Raw genomic sequence first — 16,257 nt, 5'->3', positions numbered from 1 at the left:
GCAGGACACGCCGTAAACCCATCCATGGGGGCTCGATGGCGCCATCCATGGCGCCAACGGTCCTGCTGGCTCCCACCACCCCGCCCCGACAGTTTCCCGCGATCTGCGGCCATGCGTGGACGCTTCCCGGTAGGGCCGGCCGCTGGCCGGCAACCAGGAAATGTCAGAAATCAGGCATTGAAGAGCGCAGCGACCGGCTTTTGCCTTTGTTTTTTCTTCTGTCTTTCGTGGCTGGCCGCGCAGGAACCTGTCCGTGGCCGGGCGGGTGGGCTGCGCAGGGGCGTGAGCCGCATGGATGCGGCGACCGAGCTTACATGGACGTACTTGCAGCGCCCCCTGCGCAGCCCACCCGCCCGGCCAACCCCCAGAAATCCGCTGTTCGCGGCAAGCCCCAGCCACGAGGGGGCTCCGCCGATGGCCGCCGACCGCGCGCAGCGCCGCTTTCCGCCCAAATCGCCGAACCATGCGCTTGCTCACGGATTGACCACGCAATTGATGACAACGTTGTCCCCACCTGGCGCCGGACTCTCTCCCCGGCCTCCCAGGTGCCTCCGTCCGGCCCCTCCGTCGCCTTCCCGGGCGATGCCCGGACCTGCGTCACGCGCGGCGCCATCGGGGCCCGCGCGCCCTTTGATCGGAGACTCACCCATGTACGACCCGATTGTGCGCAGTGCCGAACGTTCGACCCGAAGCTGTCGTCCCCGCCATCTGGCCTGGCTGCTTGCCCTGGCCGCCGGCAGCGCCGCCCTGCCCGGCCTGGCGCAGGCTGCCAGCTGTGCTGGCGTGGCCCAGTGGGACCAGGCCAAGATCTACCGGGCCGGCGATACCCTGCAGAAAGGAGGCGTCCTCTATCGGGCGAACCAGGACATCTGGAACGCGCCACCGGACCATCCGGCCGGCGCGCCCTACTACACCAACCTCGGTGCCTGCGATGGCAGCGCCACCAACCAGCCGCCGGTGGTCAGCCTGACCTCGCCGGCCAACGGCGCCACCTTCAGTGCCGGCAGCACGGTCAACGTGACCGCCACCGCCAGCGATCCGGACGGCAGCGTCGCCAAGGTCGAATTCTTCCGCGACGGCAGCACGCTCGGCGTGGCCACCAGTGCGCCGTACGCGGCCAACTGGACCAATGCCAGCGCCGGCAGCCACACCCTGCGCGCGGTCGCTACCGACAACAACAACGCCACCAGCAGCACCGCGACCATCACCATCACCGTCAACGCTGCCGGTGGCGATACCACCGCGCCGAGCGTGCCCGGCGGGCTGGCGGCCGGAACGCGCACTGCCAACAGCATCGCGCTCAGCTGGAGCCCATCCACCGACAACACCGGTGGCAGTGGCCTGGCCGGCTATGACGTGTACCGTAACGGAAGCCTGGTCGGTTCGCCGTCCAGTGCCAGCTATGTGGATGGGGGGCTGACCGCATCGACCACCTACCGTTACCGCGTGCGGGCGCGCGACAACGCCGGCAACGCGTCGGCGCAGGGCACCGAGATCAGCGCCACCACGCTGGCCGGTGACGGCGGCACCACCGGCAAGCGGGTCATCGGTTACTTCACCCAGTGGGGCATCTACGGCCGCAACTACCGGGTCAAGAACATCGACAGCAGCGGTTCGGCGGCGCGCCTGACCCACATCAACTACGCGTTCGGCAACGTGCGCAACAATCGCTGCGAAGTCGGCATCACCCAGCCGTCGGATCCGAACAGCGGTGCCGGTGGCGATGCCTTCGCCGACTACACCAAGGCCTTCAGTGCCGCCGAGAGTGTCAGCGGCAGCGCCGATACCTGGGACCAGCCGCTGCGCGGCAACTGGAACCAGCTCAAGCAGCTCAAGGCCAAGTACCCGAACCTGAAGGTACTGATCTCGCTGGGTGGCTGGACCTGGTCGCGCGGCTTCTCCAGCGCGGCGCGCCCGGAAAACCGCCAGGCCTTCGTTGCCTCGTGCATCGACGCCTACATCAAGGGCAACCTGCCGGTGACCGACGGTGCCGGCGGCGCCGGTGCGGCGCTGGGCGTGTTCGACGGCATCGACATCGACTGGGAATACCCGGTGGCCTGCGGCATCGAATGCGGCAAGCCGGAAGACAACGCCAACTTCACCGCGCTGATGGCCGAGTTCCGCCGCCAGCTCGATGCGGTGCGTCCGGGCCTGTTGCTGACGGTGGCGGTGGGTGCCGGCATCGACAAGATCCGCGTCACAGATCCGGCGGCGTACCACCCGTACCTGGACTACATCAACGTGATGACCTACGACTTCCACGGCGCGTGGGATGCGAAGACCAATCACCAGTCGGCGCTGTTCGATTCGCCGAATGATCCGTCCACCGGCGACCAGAAGCTGTACAACAGCAACGACGCCATCGAGGCCTTCATCAGCCGTGGCGTGCCCGCCGCCAAGCTCAACCTGGGCATCGGCTACTACGGGCGCGGCTGGACCGGCGTGGCCAATGCCAACAACGGCCTGTACCAGGCCGCCAGCGGTGCTGCCCCGGGCACGTATGAAGCCGGCATCGAGGACTGGAAGGTGCTGAAGAACCTGGCGTGGCCGGGCTACACCGACAACACCGCCGGTGCCACCTGGATCTACAACGGCAGCACGCTGTGGAGCTTCGACACCCCGGCCAACATCACCCGCAAGATGGGTTACGTGAAGACCCAGGGCCTGGGCGGCGCGTTCGTCTGGGAGTTCAGCGGTGACGATGCGCAGGGCACGCTGACCAAGGCAGTCAGTGATGGCCTGAAATAAGGGAAAAGCCGGGGGTGCTGCGCGCCCCCGGCTTCCTACCTGTAGAGCCGAGCCCATGCTCGGCTGCGGAAACATCAGCCGAGCATGGGCTCGGCTCTACAGAAACAAGGTCGGCGGCGATCAGCGCTTGGCCGACAGCTTCTCCAACGCCGCACGCAGCTGTGCCGGCGGCAGGTAGCCCCCCAGCTGGGTGCCGTCCGGCGCGAAGATCGCCGGCGTACCATTCACGCCCAGCTGCTGGCCCAGCGCGTACTGCATCGCCACCGGATTGGTGCAGTTCCTGGCGGGAACGTTGCCGCCGCGCTTGGCGTTGGTCAGCGCCTGGCGACGATCCGCTGCACACCAGACCGAAATCATGTCGGTGTAGTCCTTGCTGCCCAGGCCCATGCGCGGGAACGCCAGGTACTCGACGGTGATGCCGTTGCGGTTGAGCTCGGCGATGTCCTGGTGCAGCTTGCGGCAGTAACCACACTCGATGTCGGTGAACACGCTGATGGTGTACTTGGCGTTCGGCGCGGCGAACACGATGCGATCGCCGTGGTTGGCCTTGGCCAGCAGGCCGCGGCGATAGCCGAGCAGGCCTTCGCTGTTGGCCGGGCCCTTGGCGCGGGTGTCGTAGGGCTGAGACTGGAACAGATAGCGGCCGTCATCGGACACATACAGAAGCTGGCCTGAAACGACGACCTCGCGGAAGCCGGGGAACGGTGCGGCGCCAATGTAGTCCACCTGGAAACCGGGGTTCAACGCGGTCAATGCGGCGCGTACCGCCTGGTCGGCCGGCGCATTCGCGGCCGGATTGGCCTTGGCCGCAGCGGCGGCGGGTGCCTTGGCGGCCGGCGGAGCCGGCTGGGCGCAGGCGGTCAGGCTGAGCGCACCGAACACGGCGGCGATGGCAAATCGGAGCATGGAGCGGTCCGCGACAGAAGAAGACCCCGGATTCTGACACAGCCGCCGGTACCGGGCGGCCACGCCCGGCAGCGCCCCGGGCAGCGATTCAGCCCGGCACTCAGCCACGCGGATGGTGGCGGGCGTGCAGCTTCTGCAGGTGCTCGCGCGCTACCAGGGTGTAGATCTGGGTGGTCGACAATGAACTGTGGCCGAGCAGCATCTGCAGCGCGCGCAGGTCGGCACCGCGGTTGAGCAGATGGGTGGCGAAGCTGTGCCGCAGCCCATGCGGGCTGATCCGCGCCGGGTCGATGCCGGCCACCTGTGCGTGGCGCTTGACCAGATGCCAGAACGCCTGCCGGGTCAGCGCATGCAGCGTCGGTTCGATGAACAACGGGGCCTGCCCATCCGCCAGGGCATGCACCTTGCCCTTGCCGACCAGCTGCGGGCGCGACTGCTGCAGGTAACGCTCCAGCCAGTGCTGGGATTCCTCTCCCAGCGGCACCAGCCGTTCCTTGCTGCCCTTGCCGGTGACCCTCAGCACGCCCTGGCGCAGGTTGACCGCCGTCGCGGGCAGCAGCACCAGTTCACTCACGCGCAGGCCGGCGGCATACATCAGTTCCAGCATGGCGCGATCGCGCAGGCCCAATGGGCTGTCGACGTCCGGGGCCGCCAGCAGCCCATCGATCTGGCTCTCGGCCAGCGCCTTGGGCAGCAGCCGTGGCAACTTCGGCGGGTCCAGCAGCGCGCTGGGATCCTCGCTGCGTTCGCCGCGGCGCACGCCATCGGCGAAGAACGCCCGCAACGCCGACAGCAGGCGCGCGTTGCTGCGCGGTGACCAGCCATGCCGGGTGCGCCAGGCCAGATAATCGAACAGCCCAGGACGCTCGATGCCGGCCAGGCCACCGTCGCGCCCATCCATCCAGCGCGCCAGCCCTTCCAGGTCACGCCGGTAACTGTCGAGGGTGGCACGGGCCAGGCCGTTCTCGGCCCAGATCGCATCGAGGAAGCGTTGGATGCGCACGCCGTCGTCGGCGCGAAGCTCGGGCAGTTGCTGGACCAGCTGGCGGCGTTCTGCGGGGGTGGAGACAAGGGCCATGCGTGCAGGATACGAGGGCCACTGCGGGCACGGCCAGCTTTGCGTATGCTCGGCGCATGTCCCGCCCTGCCACCGACACGGCCCCTGCGGCCGCTACCGAAATGCCCCGCCCACGTGCCTTGTTGGCCTGGCGCGTGCTGGCGATGGTCTACGACGCACTGCCGGTGCTGGCGCTGTGGATGCTGGCCGGCACGCTGTTCACCCTCGCCTATACCTTCAGCGGCCACGCGCAACGCGAGAACATCGCGCCGTTCAGTGCCTGGCAGTGGCTGCTGTGGGCGGTGTGCTGGGCGATCACGGGCTGGTACGCGACCGCCAGTTGGCGCCGCGGTGGACAGACCCTGGGCATGCGCCCGTGGCGGCTGAAAGTGCAATCAATCGATGGCACGCCGTTGCGGCGCGGCCAGTTGTGGCTGCGCTTTGCGGTGGGCACGCTGTCCCTGCTGCTGGGCGGGCTGGGATTCTGGTGGGCGTGGGTCGACCGCCGACGCCTGACCTGGCATGACCGCGCCAGCGGCACCCGCGTGGTGCGCATGCCGAAACGGTAAGGCACTGTCTGTAGAGCCGAGCCCGTGCTCGGCTGCTTTCCGCACTGTACGTGACAGCCGAGCACAGGCTCGGCTCTACAACAACCAGGATCAGCCCGACTTGCGCCGGAACAGCAGTCCGGACACCGCCAGCATCACGATCGGCGGCAACGCGTAGGCAATGCGGTAATCGAACTTCAGCGCGCCGGCCATGCGGCCGAAGAACAGCTGCAGCAGCCAGAAGCCCAATGCGAACAGGATGCCCAGGAACAGGCGCTTGCCCATGCCGCCGCTGCGCAGCGACCCGAACGCGAACGGCACCGCCGCCAGGCACAGTGCCAGCACATTCACCGGGTAGAACCAGCGGCTCCAGTACACATCCTCGAAGTCGCGCGCATCCAGCCCGTTACGCTGGCGGTAGGCAATGCTGGTGCTCAGCTCGGACACGCTGAGGTTGCGCGGCTTGGCGATGCCGGTGGCCAGCGCCGCCGCATCCAGCTTCGAGTTCCACGGCTCACGCGCCACTTCCTGGCGGGTGGCCGAGCGCTCGCCGAAGGTATCGCGGCGCACACCGGTCAGCACCCAGCCGTCCTTGTCATGCTCGGCCGTGGCCGCATGGGTCAGCGAGGCGATGTTGCCGTCTTCGGCGATCCGGTACAGGCGCACGTCGCGCAGGATCAGCCGCGTGCCCTTGTCGCCCACCAGCTGCTCCTCGCCGCTCTGGGCGTTGAGGAAGGTGTCGCCTTCGCGCGCCCACAGCCCCGAGTACCGGGTGGTGGAGATGTCACGGCCCCACTTGGCGCTGGACTTCAGTGCGTCGGCGCGGTCCTGGCCCCACGGGCCCAGCGTCTCGGCGCTGAGCACCATCACCGCGGTCAGCAGCGACAGCGCGATCGCCACCGACACGCTCAGGCGCTTGCGCGACAGGCCCAGCGCACGCAGGGCGGTCAGCTCCGAGGTCGCCGCCAGCTGGCCCAGGCCCATCAGTGCACCGATCACCGCGGCGGTCGGGAACATCGTGTAGGCGCGGCGCGGCACCGTGTACAGCACCCAGGCGGCGGCATGGCCCAGCGTATAGCCGTTCTTGCCGATGTCCTTGAACTCGCCGGAGAAGGCCATCACCACGTCCAGGCCGACCAGCACCGCCCAGGTCAGCAGCACCGTGGTGAACACCGAGCGACCCAGGTACAGGTCGAAACGCATCGGGCGCAGCCTCATGCGCGGGCTCCCTTCGGGCGGCCCAGGCGGCCATCACGTGCATACATCCAGATCGCCAGCGCCAGCAGCGGCAGGGTCAGCCACCACAGGCCGAGCGCGGCCGGGATCTTGCCGTTGGCGATCCAGCCACTGCCGATGAACATCAGGTTGGTACCCACCATGTAGGCCATCAGGGCCAGCATCATGCGTCCATAGCGCTGCTGGCGCGGCGAACTGCGGCCCAGCGGCACGGTCAGCAGGGCGAAGGCCAGCGCGATCAGCGGCGGTGCCAGGCGGCGGTGCAGCTGCGCCTGCGCCTGCGGGCGCGCATCGCCGATCAGCTGCAGGGTCGGCATCAGTTCCGGGTCGTCCTCGGTGCGGGTCTGCGCGCCGTCGGGCAGGGCCACGTCGTTGCGGGCAAAGGTCGCCAGCCGATAATCGAGTGCGCCGGCCACCGGCCCCTCCACCTGGTGGCCGTCATCCAGCTCCAGGAAACGCTGGCGGGTGCCCTCGAAGTACATGCGGCCGCTGTTGGCCGACACCACTTCCAGGCGGTCGTCCTTCTGCCGCTGCAGGAACACCTTGCCCAGCTGGGTGCCGTCGGGCGAGATCGAGGACAGGTAGACCACGCCGCCGTTGGGCAGCGGCGTGAAACGGCCCGGCTCCAGGCCGGCCATCAGCACGCTGCGGTTGGCCTCGATGATCATCTGCTCGGCCACCCGGCCTGCCCACGGGCCAAGCCACAGCGAGCAGGCGCCGACCAGCAGCACCACCGGCACCACCAGCGTCAGCAGCGGCCGCAGCAGTCGCTTGGGGCCGACACCAATGGCGGTGATGACCGCCATTTCCGAGTCGCGGTACAGCCGCGCCACGGCCAGCAGCAGGCCCAGCATCAGTGCCAGCGGCAGGATCAGCGGCAGGTAGGCGATGAACTGCAGGCCCAGCTGGGAGAACAGCAGCTTGGCTGGCAGGCGTCCGTCGGCGATGTTGCCGAGGATGTCCACCAGCACGCCGCCCACGCTGACCACCAGCAGGACGATCAGGGTAGCCAGGAAACTCTGGACGAAATCGCCCAGCAGGTATCGGTCGAGCTTCAGCATGGGGCGGTGGTTTAAACTCTGGGGTTCGTTCGCGGTGCCGCCCAGTCTACTGTCTGGGCGTAAACGGCCTGCGATTGTACGGACTCGCCAATGGAATCTGCTCAATGGCCCTCGAATTCACCCTGAACCACGTTGCTCCGGCCGCCGCCACCGTTGATTGCCTGGTGGTCGGCGCGTATGCCGACCATACCCTGACCCCGGCCGCGCAGGCCCTGGATGCCGCCAGCGGTGGCCGCCTGGCGGCCCTGGCCGAGCGTGGCGACCTGTCCGGCAAGACCGGCGCAACCACCCTGCTGCACGACCTGCCGGGCGTGACGGCCCCGCGCGTGCTGGTGGTCGGCCTCGGTGAAGCCGCCCGTTTCGGCGTGCCGCAGTACCTGAAGGCCGTGGGCGACGCCGTGCGCGCGCTGAAGGCCGGTGCTGCCCGCAGCGCACTGTTCACCCTGTCCGAAGTGGCGGTGAAGGACCGCGACGCGGCCTGGGCGATCCGTCAGGCGGTGATCGCCGCCGATCACGCCGCCTACCGCTATACCGCCACCCTGGGCAAGAAGAAGGCCGACGACGCCGGTCTGACCCAGCTGGCCATCGCCGGTGACGACAGCCAGGCCCTGACACAGGGCCAGGCCATCGCCGCCGGTGTCGAGTTCGCCCGTGAGCTGGGCAACCTGCCGCCGAACTACTGCACCCCGGCCTATCTGGCCGACGTGGGCGTAAAGTTCGCCGGCGAGCACGACGGTGCCGAAGCCGAGATCCTCGACGAGCACCAGATGGAAGCGCTGGGCATGGGTTCGCTGCTGGCCGTGGCCCGTGGCTCGGCCAACCGCCCGCGCCTGGTCGTGCTGAAGTGGACCGGCGCTGGCGACGCCAAGCCGTACGTACTGGTCGGCAAGGGCATCACCTTCGATACCGGTGGCGTCAACCTGAAGACCCAAGGCGGCATCGAAGAGATGAAGTACGACATGTGCGGTGGCGCCAACGTCATCGGCACCTTCGTCGCTGCGGTCAAGGCCAAGCTGCCGCTGAACCTCGTCGTGGTGGTCCCGGCGGTGGAAAACGCCATTGATGGCAACGCCTATCGTCCGTCGGACGTGATCACCTCGATGTCGGGCAAGACCATCGAAGTGGGCAACACTGACGCCGAAGGCCGCCTGATCCTGTGCGACGCGCTGACCTACGCGCAGCGCTTCGAGCCGGCCGCGCTGGTCGACGTCGCCACCCTGACCGGTGCCTGCATGGTCGCCCTCGGCCACCAGACCGCCGGCCTGATGAGCAAGCACGATGACCTGGCCAACGAGCTGCTGGCCGCCGGCGAGCACGTGTTCGACCGCGCCTGGCGCCTGCCGCTGTGGGACGAGTACCAGCCGATGCTGGATTCGAGCTTCGCCGACGTCTACAACATCGGTGGCCGCTGGGCCGGCGCGATCACCGCCGGCTGCTTCCTGTCGCGCTTCGCCGAAGGCCAGCGCTGGGCCCATCTGGACATCGCCGGCGTGGCCAGCGATGAAGGCAAGCGTGGCATGGCCACCGGCCGCCCGGTCGGCCTGCTGAGCCAGTGGCTGCTGGACCAGGCCGCCCGCGCCTGATGCCGTACCCGACCCTGGCCGGCAGACGCCGGCCGGGGCCTCGCCCGGCACTGCCGGGCCCCTGCCTGACCCGGACCCTGCCATGCCCCGCGCCGACTTCTACCTGATCGCCAAGCCCCGCTTCCTGACCGAGCCGCTGCGCCTGGTCTGTGAGCTGGCGCGCAAGGCCAACGACGCCGGGTTGTTCACCCTGGTGCTGGCCCGTGACCAGGCCCAGGCCGAGGAGCTGGACGAGCTGCTGTGGGCGTTCGACAACGACGCCTACATCCCGCACCAGATCGCCGGCGAAGACATGGACGAGGAAGAGGCCCTGGTACTGATCGCGGTACCCGGCACCGAGGCACCGGCGCGTCCGCTGGTGATCAACCTGCGCGACGAGCCCTGGCTGGGCCAGTGCGAGCGCGTGCTGGAAGTGGTGCCGGCCGATCCGGAAGCGCGCGAACCGCTGCGCGAGCGCTGGCGCCAGTACAAGGCCGCCGGTTACGACCTGAACAAGCACGACATGTGAGCGCGCCCCGGCCCCCTTGATGGGCCGCCGCCGCGCCCTGATCCTTCAACGATTACCTCCTGGTTCCCCCGCATGACCCAACTCGCCTCCAGCTACGACCCGAAGTCCTTCGAGACCGACCTCTACGAGGCCTGGGAGAAGGCCGGCCACTTCAAGCCGTCCGGCACGGGCGAGCCGTACACCATCCTGCTGCCGCCGCCGAACGTGACCGGCACCCTGCACATGGGCCACGCCTTCCAGCAGACCCTGATGGACGCGCTGGTGCGCTACCACCGCATGCGCGGCTACGACACGCTGTGGCAGGTCGGTACCGACCACGCCGGCATCGCCACCGAAATGGTGGTCAGCCGCAACCTGGCGCTGGAAGGCAAGGGCGAGACCCGCGATTCGCTGGGCCGCGAGGGCTTCATCGGCAAGGTCTGGGAGTGGAAGCAGCAGTCCGGCGACACCATCGAACGCCAGATGCGTCGCCTTGGCACCTCCGCCGACTGGTCGCGCAGCACCTTCACCATGGACCCGCAGCCGTCGGCGGCAGTCAATGAAGCCTTCGTGCGCTGGTACGAGCAGGGCCTGATCTACCGCGGCCAGCGCCTGGTGAACTGGGACCCGGTGCTGAAGACCGCCATTTCCGACCTGGAAGTGGAGAGCGCCGAGGAAGACGGCTTCCTGTGGTCGATCGCCTACACGCTGGACGAAGGCCTGAGCTACGAGCACGTCGAGCGCGATGCCGACGGCGTGGAAACGCTGCGCGAAACCCGCGACTATCTGGTCGTCGCCACCACCCGCCCGGAAACGCTGCTGGGCGATACCGCGGTGATGGTGCACCCGGAAGACGAGCGCTATGCGCACCTGATCGGCAAGAGCGTGGTGCTGCCGCTGACTGGCCGCCGCGTGCCGGTGATCGCCGACGACTACGTGGACCGCGCGTTCGGCACCGGCGTGGTCAAGGTCACCCCGGCGCATGATTTCAACGACTACGAAGTGGGCGTGCGCCACAGCCTGCCGATGATCAACCTGTTCACCCCGGTGGCGGCGCTGAACGAAAACGCGCCGGAACGCTTCCAGGGCCTGGACCGCTATGAAGCGCGCAAGGCCGTGCTGGCCGAACTGGAAGACCTGGGCATCCTGGTCGAGACCAAGGCACACAAGCTGCAGGTGCCGCGCGGCGACCGTACCGGCCAGGTGATCGAGCCGTACCTGACCGACCAGTGGTTCGTGAAGATGGACGACCTGGCCAAGCGTGGCCTGGAACTGGTCGAGGACGGAAGCATTTCCTTCGTGCCGCCGAACTGGATCAACACCTACCGCCACTGGATGAACAACATCCAGGACTGGTGCATCAGCCGCCAGCTGTGGTGGGGCCACCGTATCCCGGCGTGGTTCGATGCCGCCACCGGCAACTGCTACGTCGGTCGCAGCGAAGAGGAAGTGCGCGCGAAGCACAACCTGGGCAGCGACGTGGTGCTGAACCAGGAAAGCGACGTGCTGGAGACCTGGTTCTCCTCGCAGCTGTGGCCGTTCTCCACCCTGGGCTGGCCGAATGAGCAGGCCATGGCCGAGCGCGGCTTCGACCGCTACCTGCCATCGTCGGTGCTGATCACCGGCTTCGACATCATCTTCTTCTGGGTGGCGCGCATGATCATGGCCACCGACAACCTGGTCGGGAAGATCCCGTTCAAGGACGTCTACTTCACCGGCCTGATCCGCGACGGCCAGGGCCAGAAGATGTCCAAGAGCAAGGGCAACGTGCTCGACCCGCTGGACATCATTGACGGCATCACCATCGACGACCTGGTCGCCAAGCGCACCGGCGGCCTGATGCAGCCGAAGATGGTCGAGAAGATCGAGAAGGCCACCCGCAAGGAATTCCCGGACGGCATCGCCGCCCACGGTGCCGACGCGCTGCGCTTCACCATCGCCGCGCTGGCCACCCACGGCCGCGACATCAAGTTCGACATGAACCGCGCCGAGGGCTACAAGAACTTCTGCAACAAGCTGTGGAACGCCAGCCGCTTCGCCCTGATGAACACCGAAGGCGCTGCGTTCACCGGCGTGCCCAAGCCGCGCACCGATGCCGAGCGCTGGATCCTCGCGCGCCTGGCCGCCACCACCGCCGAAGCTCAGGGCCATTTCGCCGCGTATCGCTTCGACCTCCTGGCGCAGTGCCTGTACGAGTTCGCCTGGAACGCGTTCTGCGACTGGTTCCTGGAGCTGAGCAAGCCGGCCTTGAACGGTGCCGACGCGGCTGATGCCGAAAGCACCCGCCACACCCTGCTGTACGTGCTGGAAGCACTGCTGCGCCTGCTGCACCCGCTCACGCCGTTCATCACCGAACAGCTGTGGCAGCAGCTGGCCCCGCGCCTGGGCCTGGCCGAAACCACGCTGTCGCTGCGCCCGTACCCGACCGCCGCCGAATTCGCCGGTGATTTCGCCCAGGCCGAGGCCGACGTGGAATGGCTGAAGGCGGTGATCAGTGCCGTGCGCCGCGTGCGCAGTGAGCTGAACGTCGCACCGTCCAAGCTGGTGCCGCTGCGCCTGCAGGCCGGCCTGGCACAGGACCGCGTGCGTATTGAACGCTTCAGCGCTTCGCTGTCGTTCCTGCTGAAGCTGGACAGCATCCAGTGGCTGGCCGAAGGCGAAAGCGCACCGCCGGCGGCCGCCGCGATCGTGGGCGAGCTGAAGCTGCTGGTGCCGCTGGAAGGCCTGGTCGATCTCGATGCCGAGCGCGTGCGCCTGGACAAGGAAATCGCTCGCGTCGAAGCCGAAAAGGAGAAGAGCGAGACCAAGCTGGCCAAGTTCACCGACAAGGTGCCGCCGGCCGTGGTCGAGCAGGAACGCGTGCGCCTGGCCGACTGGAACACCCAGCTGGCCGGCCTGCGCGAACAGCGCGCGAAGCTGTAACGCCGCGCTCTGGTGCGTGCCAACCAAGGTTGGCACCTACCACGCCGGGAGAGGTTGGCACCCACCCAAGCGGAATCGGAAACGCCGGGCGATGCCCGGCGTTTCCATTTCCGCCGCATGGCATCATCGCCGGATGCCTCTTTCGATCTTCCTGCTGGTTCTCGCCGCTGCGGCACTGCATGCCAGCTGGAATGCGATCGTCAAGCGCGGGCCGGACAAGTTCCTCGGCACCGTGCTGGTCACCGGCAGCGCCGCGCTGCTGTCGGCCGCCGCCCTGCCCTTCCTGCCTTTTCCCGCCGCGCACAGCTGGCCCTGGCTGGGCGCATCGGTGCTGTTGCAGGTGACCTATTACGGGCTGGTCGCACGCTGTTACCAGCAGGTCGACATGAGCCTGGCCTACCCGCTGATGCGTGGCAGCGCGCCGATCCTGGTCGCACTGGCGGGCACCCTGCTCGGTGAACCATTGCCCGCTGCAGCGTGGCTGGGTGTGGTGCTGGTGAGCACCGGCATCCTGTGCATGGCAGTGGGTGCGCGTGGCGGCCAACTGCGCCTGCCGCTGCTGACCGCAGCGATGATCGCCACCTACACGCTGGTCGATGCGCAGGGTGCACGGCAGTCCGGCAGCGCGCTCAGCTACACGCTGTGGTTGTTCCTGCTGTCGGGCATTCCGCTGCCGCTGTGGGCGTTGTACACGCGCGGCGGCGCGGTACTGGACTATGCGCGGCAGCATTGGCCGCTGGGACTGGCCGGTGGCGTCGGCACCACCGCCTCCTATGCGATGGCGTTGTGGGCCATGACCCAGGCGCCGGTGGCGATGATCTCGGCGCTGCGCGAATCCTCGATCCTGTTCGCGCTGCTGATCTCGGTGTTCCTGCTGCGCGAACGGATACCACGCGCGCGCTGGCTGGCAGCGTCGCTCATCGTCGGTGGCGTGCTGGCGTTGCGGCTGGCGTGAGCAGAGCGTGCCAACCAAGGTTGGCACCTACCGGATATGCCATTGCACGCCTTGGTAGTAGCCGACCTTGGTCGGCGCATTGCTGCCAACCAAGGTTGGCGGCAACCGGTAGTGCCGGCCGCTGGCCGGCAACCCGTCTGCGTTAAAGCGGCGGCATCACCTGCAGGTCGCCGTCGACCAGCTCGATCGCCATCACCACCGCGTCCTCGCGGCCCTGTGCGGCCGGATAGTAACGCGGGCGGCGGCCGATCTCGTTGAAGCCTTCGCTGTGGTACAGCGCCAGCGCCGGCGTGTTGGACGGACGCACCTCCAGGAAGACGCGCTGGGCACCACGGTCGGCGGCCAGTTGCACCATCGCGCGCAGCAGCTGGCGGCCCAGCCCGCGCGACTGTGCCAGCGGGTCGATGCAGATGTTGAGCACGTGCGCTTCATCCGCGGCGATGCTGAGCACGCCATAGCCGACCAGCAGGCCATCGCGCTCCATCGCCAGGCCGGGATAGCCGGCGCGCAGGCAGTCGATGAAGATGCCGCGGGTCCAGGGAAAAGGATAGCCCCTCAGCTCGATCGCCATCACGGCATTGAGGTCGCTCTCGCGCAGCGCACGCAGGCTGACCGGGCCGGGCCGGGTCACCGCGCTCACCGCGCACCCCGCTTGCGCAGGGCACGCAGCTGCGGCCACAGCGCACGCTTGGCGGCCGGGTCACGGCGCAGCTGGTCCAGCGGCCAGCTGTCCATCAGCACCTGCGTCGCCGGGTCGTTCGGGTTGCAGCCGGACGCGCGCAGCAGCGCGATCTGCAGGCGATCGGGCAGGCGTACCACCGGCTGTCGTGCGTTGCCGCTGGGCAGCGGGCGCTCAGCCGCCGGCACGGTATCCGGGGCACTGACCGGCGTTTCGCGGCGCGGCGGAGCCGGGCGTTCCGCGCGTACTGCGGTCGCGGTCGCGGCGTGGGCGTCGCGCGGCGGCACAGCGGCCCGCACCGGCTCCGGTTCCGGCGGGGCAACACTGGCCTCGGCTTCGGCCACGCTCAACTGCAATGCGGCATCCAGCTCGGCGGCCAGCTGGCCGTCGTGATAGACGGTATAGCCCATGGCCTGCAGCCAGGCCTGCTGGGCCGGCGACCACAGCACGGGCAGGTCCTGGCTCACGCGGCCTCGGGCTTCTTGCGCAGGCGCTGCACGGCCCACATCACCGGGCCGGACAGGGCGTACAGGATGCCGACCGCGAACAGCACGCGCGGCAGGTCGATCACCGCGATGGCAATGGCGACCGGCACCAGCGCCAGCACCAGGAACGGCACGCGATCCGAACGGGTGCCCTTGGCCGCGCCGCCCTTGAAGCTCCAGAAGCGGATACGGCTGACCATCAGCAGCGCAGCGATGATCGTCACCGCCAGCGCCACGTAGCGCAGCTGGTTGCCATCCCAGCCCAGGTTGCCGTCGGCGAACGCCCAGACGAAGGACATCATCAGGCCCGCTGCGGCCGGGCTGGCCAGGCCAACGAACCAGCGCTTGTCGACCACCGCCACCTGCGTGTTGAAGCGGGCCAGGCGCAGTGCCGCGCAGGCCGCATACAGGAAGGCCACGGCCCAGCCGACGCGGCCGAGCAGCGGATCATCGAACTTTAGCCACGACAGCGACCAGTGGTACATCACCAGCGCCGGGGCCATGCCGAAGCTGACCAGGTCAGCCAGCGAGTCGTACTGCACGCCGAATTCGCTGCTGGTACCGGTCAGGCGCGCCACGCGCCCGTCCAGGCCATCCATCACCGCCGCCACGAACACGGCGATGCTGGCGTTGACGAAATCCCCGTTGGCCGCGGCGATGATCGCGTAGAAACCGGAGAACAGGCCGGCGGTGGTGAACAGGTTGGGCAACAGGTAAATCGTGCGCGAGCGCGGCGGCGGTGTGATCGGGTCCATGGAATCCAGTTTAATCGACTTGCCAGTGCTCGGCGCCAATGCTGCAATCGGCGTTCTACGCCCATTCCGTGGAGTTTGCCATGCGTGCCCTGTCCTGCCTTGGATGCCTGCTGCTGTTGGCCAGTGCCAACGCCGTGGCCGGTCCCGTCTACAAATGGAAGGACGCCCATGGCGTGACCCAGTACTCGGAGACCCCACCGGCGGGCAAGAAGTACGAGACCCGCGAGCAGGCCCGAACCCCGCAGGCCGCGGCCAGCACAGAGACCCCGGCCGCCCCGGTTCCCGAGCAGTGCAGCACGGCCCGGGCCAACCTGGCCCTGCTGGACGGCGGTGGCCAGGTGATGCAGGACACCGATGGTGATGGCAAGGCCGATACCCCGTTGACCCCGGAGCAGCACACCGCGCAGAAGGGATTGGCGCAGGCCGCCATCAAGGCGTACTGCCCACCGGCCGGTTAAGGGTATCGGCAGGGCTGCGCCCTGCACCTGCAGAGGCTGCAAGCAACGGCAACGTCAAAAGCGGGCATTCCGTGGAATGGCGGGGCGGTGTCGGATTGCGGGGACGCCGCAAGTACGTCCATGTAGGCTTGGCAGCCGCTTGCTCGTGTGCGCTGTCCTGCGCACACGGCAAGACCGGGGTTGGGCGTCCTGCCCAACCCGCCCGAGGCATGCCTCGGGTCCATGCGGCTGACACCCCGCAATCCGACACCACCCCACCCCCGACAGATCCCCGGTGGTCAGTAGATCCACGCCATGCGTGGATGAAATCTGTCGGATCTCGAGTTGAATCCGGGTCAGATCCGTTTTCCTGCGGAAAACGGATCTGACCCCAGGAG

The 16,257-nt window shown here is 68.2% G+C and carries 14 protein-coding genes; 7 read left to right on the top strand and 7 right to left on the bottom strand.

What is annotated here, in order from left to right; all coding sequences use genetic code 11:
- The first annotated feature begins 648 nt into the window (after positions 1-648).
- Positions 649-2,748, top strand: coding sequence for a glycosyl hydrolase family 18 protein (locus AC5P74_RS12110; protein ID WP_495204953.1), 2,100 nt, complete (start codon positions 649-651; stop codon positions 2,746-2,748).
- Between the two features lie 120 nt (positions 2,749-2,868).
- Here AC5P74_RS12110 and AC5P74_RS12105 read toward each other — a convergent pair whose 3' ends face one another.
- Together AC5P74_RS12105 and xerD are read right to left on the bottom strand one after the other, a co-directional pair.
- Complete coding sequence (locus AC5P74_RS12105; RefSeq protein WP_053500398.1) at positions 2,869-3,654, bottom strand: thioredoxin fold domain-containing protein; 786 nt, start codon at positions 3,652-3,654, stop codon at positions 2,869-2,871.
- Between the two features lie 100 nt (positions 3,655-3,754).
- Entirely contained in the window at positions 3,755-4,732 is a 978-nt protein-coding gene (gene xerD, locus AC5P74_RS12100) for a site-specific tyrosine recombinase XerD (protein WP_171957965.1), read from the bottom strand.
- Positions 4,733-4,788: 56 nt separating this feature from the next.
- On the opposite strand from xerD, the gene AC5P74_RS12095 reads away from it, so the two are divergent.
- Positions 4,789-5,280: an RDD family protein gene (locus AC5P74_RS12095; protein WP_495204952.1), complete on the top strand. Its 492-nt coding sequence runs from the start codon at positions 4,789-4,791 to the stop codon at positions 5,278-5,280.
- A gap of 90 nt (positions 5,281-5,370) precedes the next feature.
- Here AC5P74_RS12095 and lptG read toward each other — a convergent pair whose 3' ends face one another.
- Together lptG and lptF are read right to left on the bottom strand one after the other, a co-directional pair.
- Positions 5,371-6,477 (bottom strand): LPS export ABC transporter permease LptG, encoded by a 1,107-nt coding sequence (gene lptG / locus AC5P74_RS12090; RefSeq protein WP_206620175.1) that lies wholly within the window; start codon positions 6,475-6,477, stop codon positions 5,371-5,373.
- Positions 6,474-7,556: an LPS export ABC transporter permease LptF gene (gene lptF / locus AC5P74_RS12085; protein ID WP_495204951.1), complete on the bottom strand. Its 1,083-nt coding sequence runs from the start codon at positions 7,554-7,556 to the stop codon at positions 6,474-6,476. Before lptF ends, lptG begins: the two co-directional genes overlap by 4 nt.
- 104 nt (positions 7,557-7,660) lie before the next feature.
- Between lptF and AC5P74_RS12080 the strand changes: the two genes are divergently transcribed.
- From AC5P74_RS12080 to AC5P74_RS12065, 4 genes are all read left to right on the top strand, one after another.
- Complete coding sequence (locus AC5P74_RS12080; protein WP_070489624.1) at positions 7,661-9,139, top strand: leucyl aminopeptidase; 1,479 nt, start codon at positions 7,661-7,663, stop codon at positions 9,137-9,139.
- An 82-nt stretch (positions 9,140-9,221) separates the two neighbouring features.
- The gene (locus tag AC5P74_RS12075; protein WP_005415211.1) at positions 9,222-9,647 is read left to right on the top strand and encodes a DNA polymerase III subunit chi; all 426 of its coding nucleotides are present in this window, start codon (positions 9,222-9,224) and stop codon (positions 9,645-9,647) included.
- 72 nt (positions 9,648-9,719) lie between these two features.
- On the top strand, positions 9,720-12,548 hold the full coding sequence (locus tag AC5P74_RS12070) for a valine--tRNA ligase (RefSeq protein WP_171957962.1): 2,829 nt from the start codon (positions 9,720-9,722) through the stop codon (positions 12,546-12,548).
- 133 nt (positions 12,549-12,681) lie between these two features.
- Positions 12,682-13,503 carry an EamA family transporter gene (locus AC5P74_RS12065; RefSeq protein WP_005415209.1) on the top strand — a complete coding sequence of 274 codons (822 nt, stop codon included), beginning with the start codon at positions 12,682-12,684 and terminating at the stop codon, positions 13,501-13,503.
- A gap of 142 nt (positions 13,504-13,645) precedes the next feature.
- Here AC5P74_RS12065 and rimI read toward each other — a convergent pair whose 3' ends face one another.
- The 3 genes from rimI to pssA are packed head-to-tail and all read right to left on the bottom strand — an operon-like array spanning position 13,646 to position 15,422.
- Positions 13,646-14,143, bottom strand: coding sequence for a ribosomal protein S18-alanine N-acetyltransferase (gene rimI, locus AC5P74_RS12060; protein WP_005415208.1), 498 nt, complete (start codon positions 14,141-14,143; stop codon positions 13,646-13,648).
- On the bottom strand, positions 14,140-14,649 hold the full coding sequence (locus AC5P74_RS12055; protein WP_053500385.1) for a hypothetical protein: 510 nt from the start codon (positions 14,647-14,649) through the stop codon (positions 14,140-14,142). Before AC5P74_RS12055 ends, rimI begins: the two co-directional genes overlap by 4 nt.
- On the bottom strand, positions 14,646-15,422 hold the full coding sequence (gene pssA, locus AC5P74_RS12050) for a CDP-diacylglycerol--serine O-phosphatidyltransferase (RefSeq protein WP_049414341.1): 777 nt from the start codon (positions 15,420-15,422) through the stop codon (positions 14,646-14,648). The genes AC5P74_RS12055 and pssA overlap by 4 nt, the downstream gene beginning before the upstream one ends.
- Positions 15,423-15,502: 80 nt before the next feature.
- Between pssA and AC5P74_RS12045 the strand changes: the two genes are divergently transcribed.
- Positions 15,503-15,880, top strand: coding sequence for a DUF4124 domain-containing protein (locus AC5P74_RS12045; RefSeq protein WP_065196267.1), 378 nt, complete (start codon positions 15,503-15,505; stop codon positions 15,878-15,880).
- The last annotated feature ends 377 nt before the right edge of the window (positions 15,881-16,257 follow it).

It is taken from the genome of Stenotrophomonas sp. YJH_SMC_94-11 (assembly GCF_059370435.1).
This window is presented reverse-complemented; position numbering and strand designations above follow the sequence as displayed.